We start from the raw sequence: 21,034 nt of genomic DNA, 5'->3' as shown, positions 1-21,034 counted from the left end.
GTGAACCGAACGGCTCCCGTCGTCGTGTCCTCCACGGAGGTGGACGATGCCGGGCGATCCCGACCTGATCCAGGAGCTGCACCGCGCGCACGCCGCGGCGCTGGAGCGCTACGTCCTGCGGCTGGTCGGTGACCCGCAGCGCGCGGCGGACGTCGTCCAGGAGACGTTGCTGCGCGCCTGGCTCCACGACGTGCGCGACGACGAGCGCGGCTCGGTGCGGGCCTGGCTCTACACCGTGGCCCGGCACCTGGTCGTCGACGAGGCCCGCTCGTCGCGGGCCCGGCACGAGACGAGTGCGGCCGAGCCGCCGCAGACCCCCGCGACCATCGAGCCCGACCAGGTCGACGCGCTCTTCGACGCCCTGCTGGTGGGCGACGCGCTCGCCACGCTGAGCCCGGAGCACCGCGCGGTCGTCGTCCGGGCGTACTACCTGCGGCTCAGCGTGGCCGAGATCGCCGCCGCGCTCGACATCCCGCCGGGCACGGTGAAGTCCCGGCTGCACTACGGCCTGCGCGCGCTCCGGCTCGCCCTCCAGGAGCGGGGGGTGACCCGGTGACCGGCCCCGACCCGTACGCCGACTGGGACGCCGCCTACGTGCTCGGCGCGCTGTCGAGCGCGGAGCGCCGCGCCTACGAGGACCACGTCGACGACTGCGCCCGCTGCGCGACGGCGGTGGCCGAGCTGGGGATGCTGCCCGGGCTGCTCCGGCTCGTCCCGGACGAGGACGGCGCGGCGCTCCTCGCCGGACCGGAGGTCGTGCCGGCACCGGCCGCGCCAGCGCGGCGCCGGCGGAGCCGGGTGAGCGCCGCCGTCCTCGCGGTGCTGCTGGTCGGGGCGGTCGGCATCGGCGGCGTCGTCCTCGGGAACCGGGCGGAGGAGCCGCCCGACAGCGTCGGGGTGACCCTCGCCGGGGTGGCGCCGAGCCCGCTGCGGGCCACGGTCCGGCTGACGCCGACGTCCTGGGGGACCGAGATCGCGATGACGTGCACCTATGCGGGGGACTACGGCGACCGGCACCGCTACGCGCTGTACGTCGTGGACGGCGCCGGCGAGCGCCAGCTCGTGTCCCGCTGGCAGGCCGGACCGGGGGAGACCGCGCGGACGACCGGCTCGACCGATCTCGCGCCCGGGGCGATCCGGCGGGTCGAGCTGGAGGCGGCCGACGGCACGGTCCTGCTCGCGGGCGCGCCCTGACCGGGTGAACCTCGGTGGCTCCGGCGTCGTGTCACGGATGCCCTACCCACCCGCCCGACCCGAGGAGTCCCGATGAACAAGCCCGCCGCCCTGGCCACCTCCCTGCTGACCGCGGGCGTCCTCGCGCTGGGCGGCTGCGGGTCCGACGGGGGCGGCGGCAGCGGCGGCGACACGACGCCGACCGCCTCGAACCTGACCCTGCGGCTGGCCGACACCGAGGTCGGCAAGGTCCTGGTGGACGCGGCGGGCCGGACCGTCTACCTCTACGACAAGGACCAGCCCGGCGCGACCGCCAGCGCCTGCACCGGGCCGTGCGTGGGGCTCTGGCCCGCCGTACCGGCACCGGCGAAGCCGAAGCTCGGCCCCGGCGTCCAGGGCACGCTCGGCACGGTCACCGGGGCCGACGGCAAGGACCAGCTCACGCTGGAGGGCCACCCGCTCTACACCTACGCCTCGGACGGCGAGGCCGGTGACGCCTACGGCCAGGGGTACGGCGGGATCTGGTGGGTGGTCGGGGCCGACGGCGCCAAGGTGACCACCCCCGCCGCGCCGTCGAGCCCGTCGAGCCCCTCGGATCCGTCATCTGGCGGGGGCGGCGGGTACGGCTACTGAGCCTGGGAGAATCCCGGGCGTGAGCGACCTGATCATCGACCGCGAGCGCCCCGGCGTCGTCGCGGTGACCTTCAACCGTCCCGAGCGCCGCAACGCCTTCACCAAGGAGATGTACGGCCGGATGCGGGCCCTGTGGCTCGAACTGGCCGAGGACCGCTCGGTCCGGGTGGTGGTGCTGCGCGGTGAGGGCGGCAAGGCGTTCGCGGCCGGCAACGAGATCTCCGACTTCCTCGAGGCCGACGCCGTCGAGTACGAGACCTGGATCCGGGAGATGCTCGACGGCCTGTTCGCGCTGCCCCAGGTCACCATCGCGGCGATCGACGGGGTGTGCGTCGGGGGCGGCCTCGCGGTCGCCACCAACGCGGACCTGCGGGTGGCGACGTCCGGCTCGCGCTTCGGCTACCCGATCGCGCGGACCCTCGGCAATGCGCTGTCCTCGCCGGTGCTCTACCGCTGCGCCGCGGTGTTCGGCGAGTCGCTCACCCGCGAGATGCTGCTCGCCTCGCGCCTGGTCACCGCCGACCGCGCGTATGCCGCCGGCGCGATCTCCGCGGAGGTCCCCGACCGCGCCGCGCTGGACGCCGAGGTCGACGCCCTGGTCGACGGGATCCTCCACGCCTCGCCGGTCACCCTCAGCGTCACCAAGCAGCAGCTGCGCCGCCGGGCCGCGATCACCGAGACCGCGCCGGCCGACGAGGAGCCGCTGCTGCGCGAGGTCTACGGCGGGCCGGACTTCGCCGAGGGCGTGCGGGCGTTCCTGGCCAAGGAGAAGCCGGCCTTCGGGCGCTGAGCCCGGCTCAGAGCGGGCGCAGCGCCGCCGCCAGTGCGGCGACCTGGTCGAGCGGCGGTTCGTAGCCGGGGAAGTAGCAGCACACCCGGCTCACCCCGGCGACCCCGGCGAAGCGCCGGCCGATCTCGGCCGCGCACTCCTCGGGTGTGCCGGTCACCGCGAGCGTGGCGAGCATCCGGTCGTCGACGAGCGCGGTCATCGCCGCGACCTCGCCGGTCTTGGAGAGCCGGTTGAGCTCGGGCTGGAGGTCGCTCCAGCCCTCGACGTCGAGCACCGGCCGGTACGCCGGCGTGGACCCGTAGAACGCCAGCAGCCCCCGCACGCCCGCCCGGGCGGCGGCGAGCTCGTCCTCGGTCCGGCCCATCGCGACGATCGCCTGCGGGTGCACCGCGAGGTCGCCGGGGGAGCGCCCGGCCGCGGCGAGCCCCTCGGCGATGGCCGGCAGGGTGCGCTCCTGGAAGTGGCGCCGGCTGTGGAAGGGCATCACCAGCAGGCCGTCGGCGACCTCGGCGGCGGTCCGGGTCATCAGCGGCCCGAGCGCGCCGAGCAGCACCGGCGGCGGGCCGTGGGGGTTGGGTCCGGGCACGAAGGTGGGCGGCATCAGCGTGTGGGTGGTGTGCTCGCCGCGGAAGTCGAGCCGGGTGCCCTCCTGCCAGGAGTGCAGGATCGTGCGCACCGCGGCGACGATCTCGCGCATCCGGGCGGCGGGCGGGGACCAGCGGGCGCCGTACCTCTTCTCGATGTGGGGGCGGATCTGCGAGCCCAGGCCGAGCCGGAACCGGCCGCCCGACATGAGCTGGAGGTCCCACGCGGTGTGGGCGAGGTGCATGGGCGAGCGCGGCATCGCGATCGCGACGTTGGTCATCAGGTCGGCGTCGACCTCGCCGGCGACGGCGGCCAGCGGCAGGAAGACGTCGTGCGGGCCCTCGAAGGTGAACAGCCCCGCGGCACCGGCCGCGGTCAGCTCCCGGGCGCGCTCACGCGCCTGGTCGGGGCGGCCGTCGAGCTGGAGGTCGAGGAGCATGGCTCCATCAAAGCGCCTCGGGCTGCGCGGCGGGGGCCGTTCGCCGCAGCCACGGTACGACGACCACCGCGACCGTCGCGACCAGGCACAGGCCGGCCATGGTCAGGGCCGTCGCCCGGAAGGCGGCGACGTGGCCGCCGTACATCTCGAGGAGGGCGACGGTGACGGCCGAGCCCACCGAGAAGCCGAGGTAGCGCAGCAGCTGGTTGAACGCCAGCGCGCTGCCGGTCTCGGCGCGCGGCACGTGGGGCACGATCAGCGTCGGCAGCGACGAGAACGTGAACCCGCTGCCCAGCCCGCCCACGGCCATCGCCAGCAGCGCCTGCGGGTAGGTGTCGTGCCACAGCGTCAGCAGCACCATCGCCGAGGCGAAGACCGTCGAGCCGAGCGGCAGCAGCAGGTGCGGGCCGTGGCGCCTGGCCAGGCGCAGCGCGACGCGGCTGCCGGCCACGCTCATGAAGGAGTACGGCAGCAGCACCGCGCCCGCCTCCGCGGGGCCGAGCCCGAGCCCCCAGCCCGCGCTGCCGTCGTCGCGGACGAGCAGCACGACCAGCGTGAGCAGGCCGTACATGGCGACCGCCAGCGCGAACGCGACACCGTTGGGTCCGAGCACCCCGGGCCGGGTGGCCAGGCGCAGGTCGACGAGCGGCTGCTCCCCGCGGGCGGTGAGCCGGCGGGTGCGCAGCACCCAGCCGGTCAGGAGCAGGACGCCGCCCGCCGCGGGGCCGAGCACGCCGGGCGCGGTCCAGCCCCACCGCTCGCCCTGGCTGACCGCGAGCAGGGTGGCGACCATCCCGACGCCGACGAGCGCGACGCTGGGGACGTCGACGCGCTGCGGCGCTCCCTGCGCCTCCCGGGGCAGGAAGCGGACCGCCAGCAGCAGGGTGAGGGTGACGAGCGCCGTGCCGAACCAGTAGGCGCCGCTGATGCCCCAGTGCTCCGCGATCACGCCGGTGACGGGATAGCCCAGGCCCGCGCCCGCGACCGTCGCGATCGACAGCAGCGAGAGCCGCGAGGCCAGGCGGGGACCGGTCCACACGTCGCGCGCCACGGCCAGCGTGAGCGGGGTCAGGGCGAGGCCGACGCCCTGGAGCGTGCGCCCGGCGATGAGCGTCCCGATGGTGATCGGCAGCGCCGCCAGCACCACGCCGACCAGGACGACGGCCAGGCCGGCCAGCAGCACCGGCCGCCGCAGCCGACCGCTGCCCCAGCGCCCCAGCGCCGGGGTGGTGGCGGCCGCGGTGACCAGGGTGGACGTGAGCACCCACTGGGCGGTGCTCAGTGGGACGTCGTACCGGGCGGCGATGCTGGGCACCAGCGGCGCGCCCAGGCTGCTGACGACCGCGGTGACCGTGGTGATCGCCGCGAGGGTGGCGAACAGCCAGCGGTCCTCGCTGCTCGCCGGTCTCGTCACGGCGCCCAGTCTCCCGCGCCCGTACGCCGCCCCGGGCCGCGCGTTCCGCTGGGCGGTCCGTCAGTCGCCCGCCGCGAGGTCGGCGTGGGCGTCGCGGAGCTGGCGCTTGAGGATCTTGCCGCTGGGGTTCTTGGGCAGCGCCTCGGCCAGGACGACGTACTTGGGCGCCTTGTAGCCCGCGAGCACCGAGCGCGCGTGCGCCAGGACGTCGTCCGCGCTCAGGGCGGCCCCGGCACGGGGGACGACGACCGCGGCCACCGCCTCGACCCAGCGCGGGTGGCTGACGCCGAACACCGCGACCTCGGCGACGTCGGGGTGGGTGTAGATCGCCTCCTCGACCTCGCGGCTGGCGACGTTCTCGCCGCCGGTCTTGATCATGTCCTTCTTGCGGTCCACGACGTAGAGGTGGCCGGTGTCGTCGAGGTAGCCGAGGTCACCGGAGTGGAACCACCCGCCGCGGAAGGCCTCCGCGGTCTTGGCCTCGTCGCGGTAGTAGCCCAGCGTCGCGTGGGGGCTGCGGTGCACGATCTCGCCGACGGTGCCGGCCGGGACCGGCTCGTCGTTGTCGTCGACGATCCGGGTCTCGACGTTGAGCGAGGGACGCCCGGCCGAGCCCGCGTAGAGGAGCTGCTCGTCGGGGCCGAGGATCGTCGCCAGTGGGGCCATCTCGGTCTGGCCGTAGAAGTTCCACAGGGCCACGCCGGGCAGCCGCTCGCTCAGCTCGCGCAGCACCTCGACGGGCATGGGCGAGGCGCCGTAGTAGCCCTTGCGCAGGCTCGACAGGTCGGTCGTGTCGAAGTCGGGGTGACGCAGCAGCCCGATCCAGACCGTCGGCGGCGCGAAGAACTTGGTCACCCGGTGGTCGGCGATCGTCCGCAGCACCGTGGCCGGGTCAGGGCCGGGCAGGATCACGCTGGTCGCGCCGAGGTAGACGTCGGTGCCGAGGAAGCAGTCGAGCTGGGCGCAGTGGTAGAGCGGCAGCGTGTGCAGCTCGATGTCATCGGCGCTCATCGAGCCGTCGAGCGCGCACGAGACGTACTGCCACATCAGCGAGCGACTGCTCAGCAGCGCGCCCTTGGGGCGCGACTCGGTGCCCGAGGTGAACATCATCCGGACCGGGTCGTCGTCCGCCATCGGTACGACGACCGCCGGGCCCTCGTGCTCCAGCCAGCCGCCCAGGTCGCTCCACCCGTCCGGCACGGCCGCGTCGCTCAGCCGGATCACCTGTCGCGTGCGCACCTGCGGGTCGGCCGCCGCCGCGATCGCCGCGTCGGCCACCGGCACCAGCGCGTCCTCGGCGACGAAGCCCGCCGCCCCGCTGTGGTCGAGGATGAACGCGATCTCGTCGGCGCCGAGCATGAAGTTGATCGGCACCAGCACCACGCCCGCCCGGGCCGCGGCGAAGTCGAGCACCGCGAACTCCCAGCAGTTGTGGCTCAGCAGGGCCAGCCGGTCGCCCTTGGCCAGGCCGGCGGCGGTGATCGCGGCGGCCGTGCGCTCGACGTACCCGTCGAGCTCGGCGAAGGTCAGCCGGGTCCCGCGGTCGATGATCGCGAGCTTGTCCGGGACCCGCTGCGCGGTGCGCCGGGGGAGGTCGCCGAGGGTGTGCTGACGGGCCGAGGAGACGTCGAGGTCGGGCATGGTTCGGAGGCTAGTCGAGCGGAGGTCGGCCGGGCGGGCGGCGGCTACCCTCGTTCGGGTGCACCGGATCTTCACCACGAGCGTCGCGTCGGTCTACCCCCACTACGTGACCAAGGTCGAGCGCAAGGGCCGCACGCAGGCCGAGCTCGACGAGGTGATCACCTGGCTGACTGGCTTCGACGAGGCCGCGCTGCGCCGCCACCTCGCGGACGAGACGACCTTCGCGGACTTCTTCGCCGCCGCGCACCTCCACCCGAACGCCGCGCTGATCACCGGCTCGGTGTGCGGCATCCGCGTCGAGGACGTCGAGGACCCGCTCATGCAGAAGATCCGCTACCTCGACAAGCTCGTCGACGAGCTGGCCAAGGGCAAGGCGATGGACAAGGTGCTGCGCGGCTCCTGACCGGCCGGCCGCTGTGTGCGGACGGCCACCCGAACGGTGCAGATCGGGCGTTGGTGCGGGGGTTGTGTCGGACCCTTGTGTTGCAATACGGGTATGGCTTCTCGGACCGCCTGCTCTGCTCTGTTGGCGGACCTGCGCGCCGACGTGCAGGGCCGCGAGGAGTCGCTGGTGCGTGAGTGGGGCCGGATCGTGGAGTGGGCTGCCGGCAACACGGTTGCCGGCGCTGAGGCCGCGGAGGGTGCGGCGACGATCCGGGACGGGTTCGTCGACACCGGTGTCCCGATCGCGGGTGATGGGGCGCCTCTGGTGTCGGAGTTCGCCCTGATGGAACTCGTGGCCGTGCTGGGCCGCTCACCTGATGGTGGGCGGGTCTATGTGGGTCGGGTCCTGGAGTGCGCGTGGCGGCTGCCGCAGGTGTACGCCTCGGTGGTGGCGGGACGGTTGGCTCCGTGGCGGGCCGAGCGGATCGCGGAGGCCACGTGGCCGTTGAGCGCCGACGCTGCCGCCTTTGTCGACCGGCAGTTGTTCAATGCGACCGGTGTGGGGTGGGCTCAGCTGGAGCGGTTGATCGCGGAGGCGATCGTCCGATTCGACCCCGAGACCTACGAGGCCGAGCGGCAGGCCGCTGCTGATCATCGTCACGCCGAGATCGGGACACCCGACACCAACGGCCTGGTCCGGCTCGACGGCGTCCTCGACGCTGCGGATGGTGCCGACCTGGACGACGCGATCAGCCGCCGCGCCACCCTGCTGGGCCGCCTGGGCAACGAGGCGAGCCTGGACGTGCGCCGGTCCCAGGCGCTGGGCGACCTGGCCCGCAACGACCTGACACTCGACCTGGAAGGCGCACCGACTCCCGGCCGCAAGGCGGTACTGAACCTGCACATCACCGACACCACCCTGACCGGCACCAACCCCGTCGGCCGCTGGGAGCAACAGCCGGTCAGTAGCGAGCAGATCCGCGAGTGGCTGACCCAACCCGGCACCACGGTGATCGTGCGGCCGGTGATCGACGTAGCCGGCCACATCCCGGTCACCGCCTACGAGATCTCCGACCGCCACCGCCAACAGGTCGAGCTGCGCGACCACACGTGCCGCTTCCCCTACTGCAACCGGCCAGCGACGCGTTGCGACCTCGACCACGCGACCCCGCACGGCCGGGGTGGACCGACGTGCCCGTGCAACCTGGTCCCGCTGTGCCGGCGCCACCACCGAGCCAAGACCCACAGTGAGTGGCGCTACCAGGTCACGAAGGTCGGGACGTATCTGTGGCGAAGCCCAGCAGGCTTCCACTTCGAGGTGAGTCACCGCGGAACACACCCCGTCGAGCACCCGAGCTCCGACGACGACCCCGAGCCAGGGGTGTACCGGAAACAACCACACGCCCACAGAACCACAGCAACCAGGCACCCCGCCCACGGCGGCGCGCCCCCACGCCCTCGATAGAAGAGACCTGGCACCGAAAGCGCCAAGGCCGAAACGCGAGGCCCCCGCACCGGACCATGGTCCGGCGCGAGGGCCTCGCGGGATGACGCTGCTGCCGTTGGGCTACTTGTTGGCCTTACGCGCTCGGCTCGCGATCTGTCGCTCCTTCGTCGCGACGATCACTCGCCTCGCAGAAGGCGAACAAGCAGATCCTCCGCTCGTTCCTCGCTCCGGACCTACTTGTTCGCCTTACGCGCTCGGCTCGCGATCTTGGCCCGCTCGTTCTGGTCGAGGATGACCTTGCGGATCCGCACCGTCTCGGGCGTGATCTCGACGCACTCGTCCTCGCGGCAGAACTCCAGGCACTGCTCGAGCGAGAGCTTGCGCGGCGGGATGAGCTTCTCGAAGTTGTCGGAGGTGGCGGACCGGATGTTGGTCTGCTGCTTCTCCTTGGTGATGTTGACGTCCATGTCGTCGGCGCGGGAGTTCTCGCCGACGATCATGCCCTCGTAGACCTCGGTCGCGGGGTCGACGAACATCGTGCCGCGCTCCTGCAGCGACGTCATGGCGTACGCCGTCGCGGCCCCCGAGCGGTCGGCGACGAGCGAGCCCGACTGACGCGAGCGGATCTCGCCGGCCCACGGGAAGTAGCCCTCGGAGATCGAGTGCGCGATACCGGTACCGCGGGTCTCGGTGAGGAAGTCGGTGCGGAAGCCGATCAGGCCGCGGGCCGGGACGACGAACTCCATGCGCACCCAGCCGGTGCCGTGGTTGGTCATGCCCTCCATCCGGCCCTTGCGGTTGGCGAGGAGCTCGGTGATGGTGCCGAGGAACTCCTCGGGCGCGTCGATGGTGAGCCGCTCGAACGGCTCGTGCACCTTGCCGTCGATCTCGCGGGTGACCACCTGCGGCTTGCCGACGGTGAGCTCGTAGCCCTCGCGGCGCATCTGCTCGACCAGGATGGCCAGCGCCAGCTCACCGCGGCCCTGCACCTCCCAGGCGTCGGGGCGCTCGGTCGGGAGCACGCGGAGCGAGACGTTGCCGATGAGCTCGGAGTCGAGGCGGTCCTTGACCAGGCGTGCGGTGACCTTGTGGCCCTTGCCGCCCTTGCCGACGAGCGGCGAGGTGTTGGTGCCGATGGTCATCGAGATGGCCGGCTCGTCGACGTGGATGAGCGGCAGCGCGACCGGGTTCTCCGGGTCGGCGAGCGTCTCGCCGATGGTGATCTCGGGGATGCCGGCGACGGCGACGATGTCACCGGGGCCCGCGGACTCGCCGGGCTTGCGCTCGAGGCCCTCGGTGACGAGGAGCTCGGTGATCTTGACGTTCTTGACCTCGCCGTCGCGGCGCATCCACGCGACCTGCTGGCCCTTCTTGAGCGTGCCGTGCTTGATCCGGAGCAGCGCGAGGCGGCCGAGGAAGGGGGAGGCATCGAGGTTGGTGACGTGCGCCTGCAGGGGGGCGTCGGCGTCGTACTCGGGGGCGGGGATGGTCTCGAGGATCGTCCGGAACAGCGGCTCGAGGTCGGTGCCCTCGGGCAGCGTGCCGTTCTCGGGCTTGGTCAGCGAGGCGATGCCGGCCTTGCCGGAGGCGAAGACGACCGGGAAGTCGAGCGCGTCCTGCGAGTGCGAGTCGTCGAGCAGGTCCATGAACAGCTCGTAGGTCTCGTCGACGACCTCGTCGATCCGGGCGTCGCCGCGGTCGGTCTTGTTGACCACGAGGATCACCGGCATGTCGGCGTTGAGCGCCTTGCGCAGCACGAACCGGGTCTGGGGGAGCGGACCCTCCGAGGCGTCGACCAGCAGCACGATGCCGTCGACCATCGACAGACCGCGCTCGACCTCGCCACCGAAGTCGGCGTGACCGGGGGTGTCGATGATGTTGATGACCATGTCGCCGTCGGCCATCTCCTGCGCGGACGGCCCGCGGTAGTGGACCGCGGTGTTCTTCGCGAGGATCGTGATGCCCTTCTCGCGCTCCAGGTCACCGGAGTCCATCACGCGCTCGGCGACACCCTCGGCCTGGTGCGCGCTGAAGGCACCGGCCTGGTGCAGCATGGCGTCGACGAGGGTGGTCTTGCCGTGGTCGACGTGGGCGACGATGGCGACGTTGCGGAGATCGGTACGACGAGTCTGGGACACGAACGACCAGCCTACTGGCGCGGGACCTTCCTCCGCGCATCGCCGACGTGACCCTAGACTCAGCCCATGCAGACGATCGGCCTCATCGGCGGTATGTCCTGGGAGAGCAGTGCTCTGTACTACGAGGCGCTCAACCGCGGAGTCGAGCAGCGGCTGGGTGGCTTCCGCTCCGCCAAGACGGCGATGACGTCCGTCGACTTCGCCGAGGTCACCGCCCTCCAGGAAGCGGAGGACTGGGACGGCGTCGCGGCGATCCTGAGCGACGCGGCCATCTCGGTCGAGCGGGCCGGCGCCGACTTCCTGATGCTCTGCACCACCACCTTCCACCGCGTCGCCGAGCAGGTCCAGGACGCCGTCGGCATCCCCCTGCTCCACCTCGGCGACGTCGTCGCCGAGGCCTGCAAGGCCGAGGGCGTCGAGACGGTCGCCCTCCTGGGCACCCAGTTCGCGATGTCGCGCACCTTCTTCACCGACCGCATCGCCAGCCACGGCCTCGGCGTCCTCGTCCCCGACGAGGCCCGCCACGACGAGCTCAACCGGATCATCTACGACGAGCTCGTGCACGGGAAGGTCCTCGACGACTCCCGCCGCGCCGTCGTCGGCATGATCAGCGAGCTGTGGGACGCCGGCGCCGGCGGCGTCATCCTCGGCTGCTCCGAGCTCGAGCTGCTCGTGCGCCAGGCCGACTCCGAGATCCCGGTGTTCCCGTGCACCTCGCTGCACGTGGCCACCGCGCTCGACCGCGCGCTGGCCTAGGGCGCCGCGAGCACCATCCGCTTGCCCCGCAGCTGGCCCAGGAACGCCTGGACGTCGGCGCGGCAGCGCTCAGCGGTGACGTCGTACTCCGCGGCGACCAGCGCGCACAGCTCGGCCAGGTCGCGGGGCTCGGCGAGGTGGCGCCAGAGGGTCGCGGCGACGCCCTTGACGGAGTAGTACTCGCCCTGGGCGAGCCCCATCATCACGAACTCCTCGCCCATCTCGACGGCGTGGAGGTCCGGGTCCCGCACCCATCGTTCAGGCTGGTCGGCTCGGCGCATGCTGGTACTCCTCTCGGCCCGAGACGTCGGTGCGGATGTCACTGCGGATGTCGGTCAGGATCGCGTCGGCCGAGGCCGCGACCGAGTCGATCCCGTGGGGGCGCTCGACGCGGGCGATCCGGGCGGTGCGGACGAGGGCGGCGCTGCGCGCCAAGTGCGTACGACGGAGGTCACCCACGAGGATCTCGTTGCGATAGCTGTGCTCGTGCAGGCAGGTGAACGCCGCCGCCCCCGCCACAGGTACGACGCGCAGCGGCCCGTCGTGCCGGTCGAGGACGTAGAGCCACCGGACGGGCACCGGTGCGAGGATGCCGGGGGCGCGGTCGAGGGGCACGTGGAACTTCGCGAAGGCGGCGTCGACCCGCGCCAGCCCCGCCGTCGGTACGCCGATCCGGTCGAGCGCGTCCTGCCACAGCTTGATCCGCGGCCAGCCGGCCAGGGCCCGGCCGGCGGCGTCGACGGGCACCACGTCGTCGCTGAGCACGACGTGCCCGCGCCGGTGCATCTCGGCGGCCAGGGTGGACTTCCCGGCGCCGGAGTGGCCGAGGACGATCGCGGCGGCGCCGTCGACGACGAAGGCGTTGCCGTGCAGGACGAGCAGGCCGCGCTGGGCGAGCAGCGCACCGAGCGCCGAGCCGAGCAGGAACAGCCGCAGGCGATCGGGGGAGACGCCCGGCGCGGCCTGGATCGTGATGCGTGCGCCGCCCTCGCACGCGTAGCGACCGACGTCCGGGACGTCGATCCCGACCCGCGCGCCGTCGACCCACAGCCCGCGCGGGAGCAGGGTCGCCGATGACGACGGGGGCGCCACCGCCCCCAGCCGTACGACGACGTCGGGGCGCGGGCGCGACGGTCCCGCGGGCTCCGGTGCCAGGTCGGGCAGCGGGAGCTCGCTGTCGATGCGCAGTCCGTAGCCGGAGTACATGACGTGAGCGGTTCAGGGATGCCAGCTGAAGCGGCCGACGGGCGTCCACTCCCGGGTCGAGCCGCCGGTGACGGTCGCGTCGCCGACGGTGACCCAGGCGTGCGCCCGCAGGTCACCGGCGGTGCCGCGGCGCAGCCCGAAGACGACCGTGTGCGGGACCCGGGCAGCCCGCAGCAGCAGGCGCGCGGTGAGCGCCTGCGGGTAGCAGTCGGACGTCCACGGGGTCCGCGTCGCGGCGTACCGGACCACCCGGGCCACCGACCGGGCACGACCGAGGTCGCGCGCGGTGGCGTCCGGGCAGACCGGGGCGGCCGAGGGCGCGGCTGCGTCCGGTGCGGCCGGCTCGCCGAGGAGGCGACGTACCGCGCCGAACGGCAGGACCACCGTCAGCAGCCGCGTGAGGCCGAGCAGGCACCACGCGACGGCCGCAGCCAGGCGGAACCTGAAGGTCAGCTGCCGAGCCCGAGGGTGATGTCGATGTCGATGTCGATGTCCTGCGTCGCCGTGAGGCTCAGGGACTCGAGCGTGGGTGCAACGTAGCTCAGCTTCATAGGAGCTCCTTGGGTGCTGGACGGAGGGAGGGAGTACTCCGTCACCACTGCAACGCGGCGGGCGGTCCCCAGGACACGTCCTGATCGCCGGTTCACCTCATTTTTAACCATTGCCGAATCCGGGTTCGGCTGAGCCGGGCCGTCACCGCGTGCCACGCTCGCGCGGTGACCGGTGCCGCGCTCGACCTGCTCTGCCGCCTGGTGCGCAGCGCGCTCGACGCCGAGGAGGGCCGGGCGACCGGCGGTCCCGTGCCCCTCGGGGAGGTGCCGGTGCGCGACCTCCTCGACGCCGTACGACGGCACCGGGTGCCCGAGCTGCTGCTGGCCCGGGCGGAGGTGCTGGGCCTGCCTGCCGAGGTGGTCCGGGTCCTCGACGCGATGGTCGAGGGTGCGCGCGGGCAGCGCCAGGTGCACGTGCTCGAGACGGTCCGGGCCTGGCGGCTCCTCGACGCGGCAGGGCTCGACCCGCTGGTGTTCAAGGGGGTCGCGCTGGCCGTGCTGACGACCGGCGACCCGGCCGCGCGCGGCGCGGGTGACGTCGACCTGCTGGTCCGCCCGGAGGCGGCCGCCGCGGCGCACCGCCTGCTCACCGGGGCCGGGTGGGCGCTGCACGAGCAGGGCCGGGTCGAGCCGGACATGTGGGCCTGGCGGCACGTGCAGCGGTGGGGCCACACGCTGACCTACCTGGGCGCCGGGGCCGATGTCGACCTGCACTGGCGCCTCGACGCCATGCCCGGGGCCCAGCCGGCCACCGCGGACCTCCTCGCCCGCCGTACGACGGTCGCGGTCGGCGGGGTCCGGCTGCCCACGCTCGCGCCGGCCGACGCCTTCCGCCACCTCGCGGGCCACCGCGAGGGCTGGACCTGGTTGCGCACCCTGGTCGACCTGCGCCGGCTGGCCCGCGACCCCGCCGTCCTCGCCGAGCCGCTCTCGTCCCCGGCGCTCACCTCGCTGGCCGCGGCCCGCGCGACGGTCGGGCTGCCGTCGACGGTGCCGGCGGCGGTGCTGGCCGCGCTGGACCGGGTCCCCGACGCGGCCCTGGCCCGGGCCCGCGCCGCCCACGAGCACCCGGTCGCGATCTTCGGCGGCGCCCGGGCCGGGCGCGAGGTGCGCAACGGGCTGGCCACGGTCCGCGGCGCCCGGGACGTCCAGCAGCTCGCGATGACGCGGGAGCTGCCGGCGCACGCGGCGCTGCCGGTCCGCTCGGCGACCGCCTGGGGCGGGGTGCCGCGGGCGTTCGCGCTGCGGGCCCGGCGGATCCGGCGGCTGGTGCGCCGCTGAGGGTCAGACCCGGTGCACCTTGTGCGCCGCGGCCTGCGCGCGCGGCTTGATGACGAGCTCGTCGATGTTGACGTGCGCCGGGCGGGTGGCCACCCAGGCGATCGCGTCGGCGACGTCCTCGGCGACCAGCGGCTCGGCGACCCCGGCGTAGACCGCGTCTGCGCGCTCCTGGTCGCCGCCGAAGCGGACCAGCGAGAACTCGTCGGTGCGCACCATCCCGGGCGCCACCTCGCAGACCCGGACCGGCTGGTCGAACAGCTCGAGCCGCAGCGTCTCGGTGACCACCTTGGTGCCGTGCTTGGCGGCGGTGTAGCCCGCCCCGCCCTCGTACGCCGTGCGCCCCGCGGTCGAGCCGATGTTGACGATGGTGCCCGCGCCGCTCGCCACGAGGGCGGGCAGGAGCGCCTGGGTGACCTGCATCAGGCCGAGCACGTTGACGTCGTACATCTGGCGCCACTGGTCGGGATCGGCGTCGGCCACCGGAGCCAGGCCGATCGCGCCGCCCGCGTTGTTGACCAGGACGTCGAGCCGTGGGCCGACCGCCGCGGCGAGCGCGGCCACGGAGTCCACGGAGGTGACGTCGCAGGCGACGGCCCGGCCGCCGATCTCGGCGGCGAGCGCCTCGATCCGGTCGGTACGGCGGGCGGCGCAGACGACCGTCAACCCCTCCTGCGCGAGGCGGCGCGCGGTGGCCGCCCCGATCCCGCTGGAGGCTCCGGTCACGACGGCGGTGCGGGTGCTCATGGACCCCATCTTGGACGAACGGGAATGCCAGGCACACTGGGAGGGTTGACCGATCGACCGGGATTGGGCGAGCAGAGCGCAGACGACTGCGGGAGGTGGCATGGCAGAGGCCGCGATCAAGCGTGTCGCCATGATCAGCCTGCACACCTCGCCGCTCGACCAGCCCGGCACGGGGGACGCGGGCGGGATGAACGTCTACGTCCTCGAGGTCGCCCGCCGGCTCGCCGACTGCGGCATCGCCGTCGACATCTTCACCCGGGCCACCAGCTCCCAGCTCGACCCGGTCGTCGGCGTGCGCGACGGCGTGACTGTGCACAACGTCCACGCGGGCCCCTTCGAGGGGCTCGCCAAGGAGCAGCTGCCCGGCCAGCTGTGCGTCTTCGCGCGCGACGTCCTGCGCGCCGAGGCGGAGCACCCGCCGGGCCACTTCGACGTCGTCCACTCCCACTACTGGCTCTCCGGCCAGGTCGGCGCGCTCGCGCGCGACCGCTGGGGCGTGCCGCTGGTGCACTCGATGCACACGATGGCCAAGGTCAAGAACGAGGCGCTCGCCGCGGGCGACGCCCCCGAGCCCGAGGCCCGCGTGATCGGCGAGGAGCAGGTGGTCGAGGCCGCCGACGTGCTCATCGCCAACACCGACCTCGAGGCCAAGCAGCTCATCAACCTCTACGACGCCGACCCGGGCCGGGTCGAGGTGGTCCACCCCGGTGTCGACACCGACGTCTTCCGGCCGCTGACGCCCGCCCAGCGGGCCCAGGCCCGCCGCGAGCGAGACCTGCCTGCCGACGCGCTCGTGTTGCTGTTCGCCGGCCGGATCCAGCCGCTCAAGGCGCCCGACGTCCTGCTCCGCGCGGTGGCCGAGCTGCTCGTGCGCCGGCCGGACCTGCGCGCGCGGCTCGTCGTACCCGTGGTCGGGGGGCCGTCCGGCAGCGGCCTGGAGCGCCCGGCCGCGCTCGCCAACCTCGCCGCCGAGCTGCGCATCGACGACGTCGTCCGCTTCGTCCCGCCGGTGCCGCAGCACGAGCTGGCCGGCTGGTACGCCGCCGCGAGCGCCGTCGCCGTCCCCTCCTACAACGAGTCGTTCGGCCTGGTCGCCGCCGAGGCCCAGGCCTCCGGCGCCCCGGTCGTCGCCGCTGCCGTCGGCGGCCTGACCACCGTCGTCCGCGACGGCCGCAGCGGCCTCCTCGTCGACACCCACGAGCCGCACGACTGGGCCGTCGCGCTCGAGCGCGTGCTCGGCGACGCCGACCTCCGCGACCGGCTCGCCGCTGGGGCGCTCGTCCAGGCACGGGAGTTCTCCTGGGAGGCCACCGCCGCCCAGACCCTCGCCGTCTACGAGCGCGCGCACGCGCTGCTGCGCCACGAGGCGGGTGCGGTGCGATGAGCGAGCCCGCCGCCGTCGTCCGCGCCTGGTTGCGCGACAACGAGATCGAGTTCGACGAGACCGACGAAGGCAGCGTCTTCAGCTTCGCGCTGCCGGGCGAGAAGAAGCTCCAGACCCCGGTCCGTCTCGACCTCGGCCCGCACGCCCTCGGCGTCCACGCCTTCGTGTGCCGCCGGCCCGACGAGGAGTTCGAGCGCGTCTACCGCTGGCTCCTCGAGCGCAACATGAAGATGTACGCCGTCGCGTTCGGCATCGACCACCACGGCGACATCTACCTTGACGCCCGCCTGCCGCTGTCGTCGGTCACGACCGACGACCTCGACCGGCTCCTCGGCTCGGTGCTCACCTATGCCGACGAGGCGTTCAACACCATCCTCGAGCTCGGCTTCGAGTCGTCCATCCGCAAGGAGTGGGCGTGGCGCATCGAGCGCGGCGAGTCGACGGCCAACCTCGAGGCCTTCCGCGGCTGGCTGGAGGCGGACCAGCAGGACTGATCCGCCCCCAGGCTCAGCGCTGCGCGCTCAGCGGCGGATCTTCCAGGTGACCTTGGCCGGGGACGCGTCCCGGTGGCCGGAGTTGTCGATCGCGCGGACCAGCACCGTGTGCTTGCCGGGCTTGAGCTTCTTGAGCCGCAGCGGCGACGCGCAGCTCTTCCAGCCCTTCTTGTCGACCTTGCACTGGAACGTCGAGTCGCCCTTGGTGGACTTGAACGCGATCGTCGCCTTGCGCGCCTTGGTCGAGCGCGGCGGCTTCTTGGTGATCACGGTGTTGGGGGCGGCGTCGGTCTTGATGACCAGCTGGACGCCGGTGATGAAGCCGCCGTCGCTGCTGCTGTCGTCGACGACGTACAGGCGCCAGGTGCCGTTGGCGACCCCGCCGGCGAGGTCGGAGAGCTCGTCGCCGTACGGTCCGGGGGGAGCGGGTGCGTTGAAGACGTCGGTGTTGTCGTCGTTCGACGGTTTGAAGGTCCCGGAGGTGCACGGCCCGTCGTCGGTCATCGCGGCCGCCGCCCCGTCGTCGAACCGGAGGTTCACGTTCACCAGGTCGGCGCTACCGCAGACATCGGACATCAGGAGCGTCGAGGCGCCTGCCGGGCTCACCAGCAGCAGGTCGAGGTCGTCGGGATAGGTGTGGAAGACCCCGTTGAGCACGACGTCGACGTCGGTGATCCGGCCCGGCTGGTCGCTCACCGTGCGCTGGAACGGGTACGGCGTGGCGAGGCCCGTCGTGGGGATCGAGATCGCCGCGGGCCCGGTGGTGATCTTGAGCGTGAAGCCGCCGTTGATGGCGCCCGACTCAGTCGCGGTGTCGTCGATCACGTACAGCCGCCAGTTGCCGACGGGGTTGCGCCCGTCGAGACCGGACAGCGTGCCGCTCAGCGTCGTGGCACCCGACGGCGTCGTGTCGCCGCCGCCGATGTTGGTCGGCCGGTACGTGCCGGACGCGCAGCCTGTCGTGAGTGGCGCGGTCACCTCGTCGTCGAAGGTGAGCGTGCGTCCGCTGATGCTCGTGCTGCCGCAGGCGTCAGACATCAATTGAACGGCGACCGCGTTCGTGCCCGGGCTCACCAGCCAGATGTCGAGGTCATTGGGCCGAGTGTGGCCCAGATTGTTGAGCACGACGTCCACGTCGGTGATCCGGCCGCCGATGCCGGAGACCTGGACGTCCGAGAAGACGGTGTTGTCGGCCACCGCGATCGCTGCCGAGTTGGTGAACGTACCGCTGGCGGCCTGCGCGGGACCTGCGGTGCTGAGGCCGACGGCGAGGCCGCCGGCGGCGAGAAGGCCTGCTGTCATCAGTGCGAGACGACGCATGGCTGCTCCTTCCGGGAGTGAGAGCCCGGCCAGCCGAGGGAGCCACGCGTCCGGCTGTCGCGGGAAGGGTCACTTCTGTGTGTAGACCTGTGCCGGGGGCGTCGCCGCGGGAATGCCGATTTCTTTACCCGGGCGGGGACGGGCGCTCCGGGTGCCGTCGCCGACGAGCTCCCCGCCGACGAGCTCCCCGCCGGCGTCGGCCGGTGCGAGGCGAGGCCGGCCGCCGCGGCCCGCCCACCGTCGGTGCCGAGGCCTAGGGTCGCGGCCATGACGACCACCGCCGAGAAGCGCGCCGCCTTCCGGGCCCTGCACGAGCAGGGCTGCTTCGTGCTGCCCAACCCCTGGGACCGCGGCACCGCCCGCTACCTGGAGCACCGCGGGTTCGCCGCCCTCGCGACGACGAGCTCGGGCGCCGCCTGGAGCCGCGGGCGTCCCGACGGATCGGCGACGCGGGACGAGGCGCTCGACCACCTCGCCGACATCGTGGGTGCGACCGACCTGCCGGTCAACGCCGACTTCGAGGACGGGTACGGCGCCACGGCCGACGAGGTCGCCGCGAGCGTCGCGCTGGCGGTCACGACCGGAGTCGCGGGGCTCTCGATCGAGGACGGCGCCGGCGGGACGTCGTACGAGCTGGGGGTGGCGGTGGAGCGGTTGAGCGCCGCGCGGGAGGCGATCGACGCCAGCGGGCACGACGTGCTGCTGGTCGGGCGGGCCGACGGGTTCTTCAACGGCCGTCCCGACCTCGACGACATCCTGACCCGGCTCCGCGCCTTCAGCCGGGCCGGTGCCGACTGCCTCTACGCCCCGGGGATCACCGCGCCCGACCAGGTCGCCGCGGTCGTCGCCGCTGTCGCCCCGCGACCCGTCAACCTGCTCATCGGCGGCCAGAGCGAGCTCACTCTCGCCCGCGTCGCCGACCTCGGCGTCCGCCGGGTCAGCGTCGGCGGCGCCTTGGCTCGTACGGCGTGGGGCGGGGTCCGGACGGCCGTCGACCGGCTCGCCGAGGGGTACTTCGACGGGTTCGCCGGCGCCGCGCAGGGCGACGAGCTCAACGGGCTGTTCGGTTGAGCCGTGCCGCCTGCCGGGTCAGGTGGTCCCGCTCGGCCGTGGTGGAGGCCCGCGCGGCCGCGCGCGCGTAGAGCCCGGCGGCGCTCTCCCGGTTCCCGGCGCGCTCGTGCAGCCAGGCGGCGACGGCGTCGCGGCGGGGCAGGTCGTCGGGGAGGCCGTCGAGCACGCGGAGGCCGGCGAGGGGGCCGTCGACCTCGCCGACGGCGACGGCCCGGTTGAGCGCGACGACGGGGCCGGGGGCGAGGCGGAGCAGCTCGTCGTACCACTCGAGGATCTGGGGCCAGTCGGTCTCGTCGGCGCTCGCGGCGTCGTCGTGGAGCGCGGCGATGGCGGCCTGGGCCTGGTACTCGCCGAGCGCGTCGCGGGCGAGCGCGGCCTGCAGGACGTCGACCGCCTCGGCGATGAGCGCGGTGTCCCAGAGGCCGCGGTCCTGCTCGGCCAGGGGCACCACCGCCCCCGAGGCCGTACGACGAGCGCCCCGCCGCGCGTGGTGCAGCAGCATGAGCGCCAGCAGCCCCGCGACCTCCGGGTCGTCGCTGGAGGCGGCGAGCTGGCGGGTCAGCCGGATCGCCTCCTCGGCGAGGTCGACCGCGCCGGTGAAGCCCTCGTTGAAGATCAGGTAGAGCACCCGCAGCACCGCGCCGACCTCGCCGGGGGTGTCGAAGCGCTGGCCCGAGACGGTCTTCTTGGCCCGGGAGATCCGCTGGCCCATGGTCGGCTCGGGGACCAGGAATGCCTCCGCGATCTGGCCGGTCGTGAGGCCGCCGACCGCGCGCAGCGTCAGCGCGATGGCCGAGGCCGGGGTGAGGGACGGGTGGCAGCACCGGCTGAGCAGCAGGAGCGCGTCGTCGGCCTGCTCGGCGGGGCCGGGCTCCGGCTCGCGGTGCACCTTGAGCTCGCGCCGCTGGCGGGCGGCGACCGAGCGCTGCTCGTCGATGAGCTTGCGCCCGGCCACCTTGACCAGCCAGCCCCGCGGCTCGGCCGGCGTCCCGTCCTGCGGCCAGTGCCGCCAGGCCTCGACCAGCGCCTCCTGGACGGCGTCCTCGGCCGCCGCGAAGTCGGCTCCGCGGCGGACGAGGATGCCCAAGACCTGGGGCGACAGCGTGCGCAGCAGGTCCGTGATGTCGTCGGGCACCGGCGGCACCGGGCTCACTCGGTGACGGTCGGCGGCAGCTCGGCCATGAACGGACGGACCTCGAGCCACTCGTGGATCGGGGCGCCGTCCTTGCCGGGCGCCGACGAGAGCCGGGCGGCGGCCTCGTAGGCCCGCTCGGGGGAGTCGACGTCGATGATCATCCAGCCGGCGATGAGGTCCTTGGTCTCCGCGAACGGGCCGTCGGTGACCGGCGGACGGCCCTCGCCGTCGTACCGGACCCAGGTGCCCTCGGGCGAGAGCGCCTGGGCGTCGACGAACTCACCGCTCTCGCGCAGCTCGTCGGCGACCGTCTGCATGAACGCGATGTGGGCGGTGACGTCCTCGGGGGACCACTGGTCCATCGGGATGTCGGTACCCGGGACCCAGGCGGGTCCGGTGCGGCGGTAGTGCTTGAGGAGGAGGTACTTGGCCATCGGGGGCTCCTTCG

General features: G+C 73.4%; 22 protein-coding genes. 11 read left to right on the top strand and 11 right to left on the bottom strand.

Annotated features, from left to right (window positions below; all coding sequences use genetic code 11):
- The first annotated feature begins 46 nt into the window (after positions 1-46).
- The 4 genes from M0M48_RS18990 to M0M48_RS18975 all read left to right on the top strand — a co-directional run bounded on the left by M0M48_RS18990 (position 47) and on the right by M0M48_RS18975 (position 2,596).
- Positions 47-556 (top strand): sigma-70 family RNA polymerase sigma factor, encoded by a 510-nt coding sequence (locus M0M48_RS18990; RefSeq protein ID WP_215814395.1) that lies wholly within the window; start codon positions 47-49, stop codon positions 554-556.
- The gene (locus M0M48_RS18985) at positions 553-1,194 is read left to right on the top strand and encodes an anti-sigma factor family protein (RefSeq protein WP_257752318.1); all 642 of its coding nucleotides are present in this window, start codon (positions 553-555) and stop codon (positions 1,192-1,194) included. The genes M0M48_RS18990 and M0M48_RS18985 overlap by 4 nt, the downstream gene beginning before the upstream one ends.
- 72 nt (positions 1,195-1,266) lie before the next feature.
- A complete protein-coding gene (locus tag M0M48_RS18980) occupies positions 1,267-1,806 on the top strand; it encodes a COG4315 family predicted lipoprotein (RefSeq protein ID WP_257752317.1) in 540 nt (179 codons plus the stop codon).
- Positions 1,807-1,825: 19 nt separating this feature from the next.
- Positions 1,826-2,596, top strand: a complete 771-nt coding sequence (locus M0M48_RS18975) for an enoyl-CoA hydratase-related protein (protein ID WP_257752316.1) — start codon at positions 1,826-1,828, stop codon at positions 2,594-2,596.
- Between the two features lie 7 nt (positions 2,597-2,603).
- Here M0M48_RS18975 and M0M48_RS18970 read toward each other — a convergent pair whose 3' ends face one another.
- The 3 genes from M0M48_RS18970 to M0M48_RS18960 are packed head-to-tail and all read right to left on the bottom strand — an operon-like array spanning position 2,604 to position 6,675.
- Entirely contained in the window at positions 2,604-3,620 is a 1,017-nt protein-coding gene (locus M0M48_RS18970; RefSeq protein WP_257752315.1) for a TIGR03617 family F420-dependent LLM class oxidoreductase, read from the bottom strand.
- 7 nt (positions 3,621-3,627) lie between these two features.
- Positions 3,628-5,034 (bottom strand): MFS transporter, encoded by a 1,407-nt coding sequence (locus M0M48_RS18965; protein ID WP_215814400.1) that lies wholly within the window; start codon positions 5,032-5,034, stop codon positions 3,628-3,630.
- Positions 5,035-5,094: 60 nt separating this feature from the next.
- On the bottom strand, positions 5,095-6,675 hold the full coding sequence (locus M0M48_RS18960; RefSeq protein ID WP_257752314.1) for a fatty acyl-CoA synthetase: 1,581 nt from the start codon (positions 6,673-6,675) through the stop codon (positions 5,095-5,097).
- A 58-nt stretch (positions 6,676-6,733) separates the two neighbouring features.
- On the opposite strand from M0M48_RS18960, the gene M0M48_RS18955 reads away from it, so the two are divergent.
- Both M0M48_RS18955 and M0M48_RS18950 read left to right on the top strand, forming a co-directional pair.
- A complete protein-coding gene (locus M0M48_RS18955) occupies positions 6,734-7,078 on the top strand; it encodes a DUF2200 domain-containing protein (RefSeq protein ID WP_257752313.1) in 345 nt (114 codons plus the stop codon).
- 123 nt (positions 7,079-7,201) lie between these two features.
- Positions 7,202-8,524, top strand: a complete 1,323-nt coding sequence (locus M0M48_RS18950; protein ID WP_257752312.1) for an HNH endonuclease signature motif containing protein — start codon at positions 7,202-7,204, stop codon at positions 8,522-8,524.
- 215 nt (positions 8,525-8,739) lie between these two features.
- On the opposite strand, the gene typA is transcribed toward M0M48_RS18950, so the two are convergent.
- Positions 8,740-10,644, bottom strand: a complete 1,905-nt coding sequence (gene typA / locus M0M48_RS18945; RefSeq protein ID WP_215814404.1) for a translational GTPase TypA — start codon at positions 10,642-10,644, stop codon at positions 8,740-8,742.
- A gap of 66 nt (positions 10,645-10,710) precedes the next feature.
- Here typA and M0M48_RS18940 point away from each other — a divergent pair, with 66 nt between their 5' ends.
- Positions 10,711-11,400 (top strand): aspartate/glutamate racemase family protein, encoded by a 690-nt coding sequence (locus M0M48_RS18940; RefSeq protein ID WP_257752311.1) that lies wholly within the window; start codon positions 10,711-10,713, stop codon positions 11,398-11,400.
- Here M0M48_RS18940 and M0M48_RS18935 read toward each other — a convergent pair.
- The 3 genes from M0M48_RS18935 to M0M48_RS18925 are packed head-to-tail and all read right to left on the bottom strand — an operon-like array spanning position 11,397 to position 13,041.
- On the bottom strand, positions 11,397-11,681 hold the full coding sequence (locus M0M48_RS18935) for a PqqD family protein (RefSeq protein WP_257752310.1): 285 nt from the start codon (positions 11,679-11,681) through the stop codon (positions 11,397-11,399). The genes M0M48_RS18940 and M0M48_RS18935 overlap by 4 nt on opposite strands.
- The gene (locus M0M48_RS18930) at positions 11,659-12,606 is read right to left on the bottom strand and encodes a hypothetical protein (RefSeq protein ID WP_257752309.1); all 948 of its coding nucleotides are present in this window, start codon (positions 12,604-12,606) and stop codon (positions 11,659-11,661) included. The genes M0M48_RS18935 and M0M48_RS18930 overlap by 23 nt, the downstream gene beginning before the upstream one ends.
- Before the next feature lie 12 nt (positions 12,607-12,618).
- A complete protein-coding gene (locus M0M48_RS18925) occupies positions 12,619-13,041 on the bottom strand; it encodes a lasso peptide biosynthesis B2 protein (RefSeq protein ID WP_257759351.1) in 423 nt (140 codons plus the stop codon).
- 281 nt (positions 13,042-13,322) lie between these two features.
- On the opposite strand from M0M48_RS18925, the gene M0M48_RS18920 reads away from it, so the two are divergent.
- On the top strand, positions 13,323-14,438 hold the full coding sequence (locus M0M48_RS18920; protein ID WP_257759256.1) for a nucleotidyltransferase family protein: 1,116 nt from the start codon (positions 13,323-13,325) through the stop codon (positions 14,436-14,438).
- A gap of 3 nt (positions 14,439-14,441) precedes the next feature.
- On the opposite strand, the gene M0M48_RS18915 is transcribed toward M0M48_RS18920, so the two are convergent.
- Positions 14,442-15,182 carry an SDR family NAD(P)-dependent oxidoreductase gene (locus tag M0M48_RS18915; protein ID WP_257752306.1) on the bottom strand — a complete coding sequence of 247 codons (741 nt, stop codon included), beginning with the start codon at positions 15,180-15,182 and terminating at the stop codon, positions 14,442-14,444.
- A 100-nt stretch (positions 15,183-15,282) separates the two neighbouring features.
- Here M0M48_RS18915 and mshA point away from each other — a divergent pair, with 100 nt between their 5' ends.
- Positions 15,283-16,566 (top strand): D-inositol-3-phosphate glycosyltransferase, encoded by a 1,284-nt coding sequence (gene mshA, locus M0M48_RS18910; RefSeq protein ID WP_257759255.1) that lies wholly within the window; start codon positions 15,283-15,285, stop codon positions 16,564-16,566.
- Positions 16,563-17,060 (top strand): type III secretion system chaperone family protein, encoded by a 498-nt coding sequence (locus M0M48_RS18905; protein WP_215814412.1) that lies wholly within the window; start codon positions 16,563-16,565, stop codon positions 17,058-17,060. Before mshA ends, M0M48_RS18905 begins: the two co-directional genes overlap by 4 nt.
- A gap of 27 nt (positions 17,061-17,087) precedes the next feature.
- Here the strand turns inward: M0M48_RS18905 and M0M48_RS18900 are convergent, their stop codons facing one another.
- Complete coding sequence (locus M0M48_RS18900; protein WP_257752304.1) at positions 17,088-18,380, bottom strand: hypothetical protein; 1,293 nt, start codon at positions 18,378-18,380, stop codon at positions 17,088-17,090.
- Positions 18,381-18,647: 267 nt separating this feature from the next.
- Here M0M48_RS18900 and M0M48_RS18895 point away from each other — a divergent pair, with 267 nt between their 5' ends.
- Positions 18,648-19,451, top strand: coding sequence for an isocitrate lyase/PEP mutase family protein (locus tag M0M48_RS18895; RefSeq protein ID WP_257752303.1), 804 nt, complete (start codon positions 18,648-18,650; stop codon positions 19,449-19,451).
- Here the strand turns inward: M0M48_RS18895 and M0M48_RS18890 are convergent.
- Positions 19,432-20,604: an RNA polymerase sigma factor gene (locus tag M0M48_RS18890; RefSeq protein ID WP_257752302.1), complete on the bottom strand. Its 1,173-nt coding sequence runs from the start codon at positions 20,602-20,604 to the stop codon at positions 19,432-19,434. The genes M0M48_RS18895 and M0M48_RS18890 overlap by 20 nt on opposite strands.
- Positions 20,601-21,020, bottom strand: a complete 420-nt coding sequence (locus M0M48_RS18885; protein ID WP_257752301.1) for a YciI family protein — start codon at positions 21,018-21,020, stop codon at positions 20,601-20,603. The genes M0M48_RS18890 and M0M48_RS18885 overlap by 4 nt, the downstream gene beginning before the upstream one ends.
- Positions 21,021-21,034: the final 14 nt, after the last annotated feature.

This window comes from Pimelobacter simplex (assembly GCF_024662235.1).
GTDB lineage: Bacteria > Actinomycetota > Actinomycetes > Propionibacteriales > Nocardioidaceae > Nocardioides.
The sequence above is the reverse complement of the archived record's forward strand: the minus strand, read 5'-3'. Positions and strand labels throughout refer to the sequence as shown.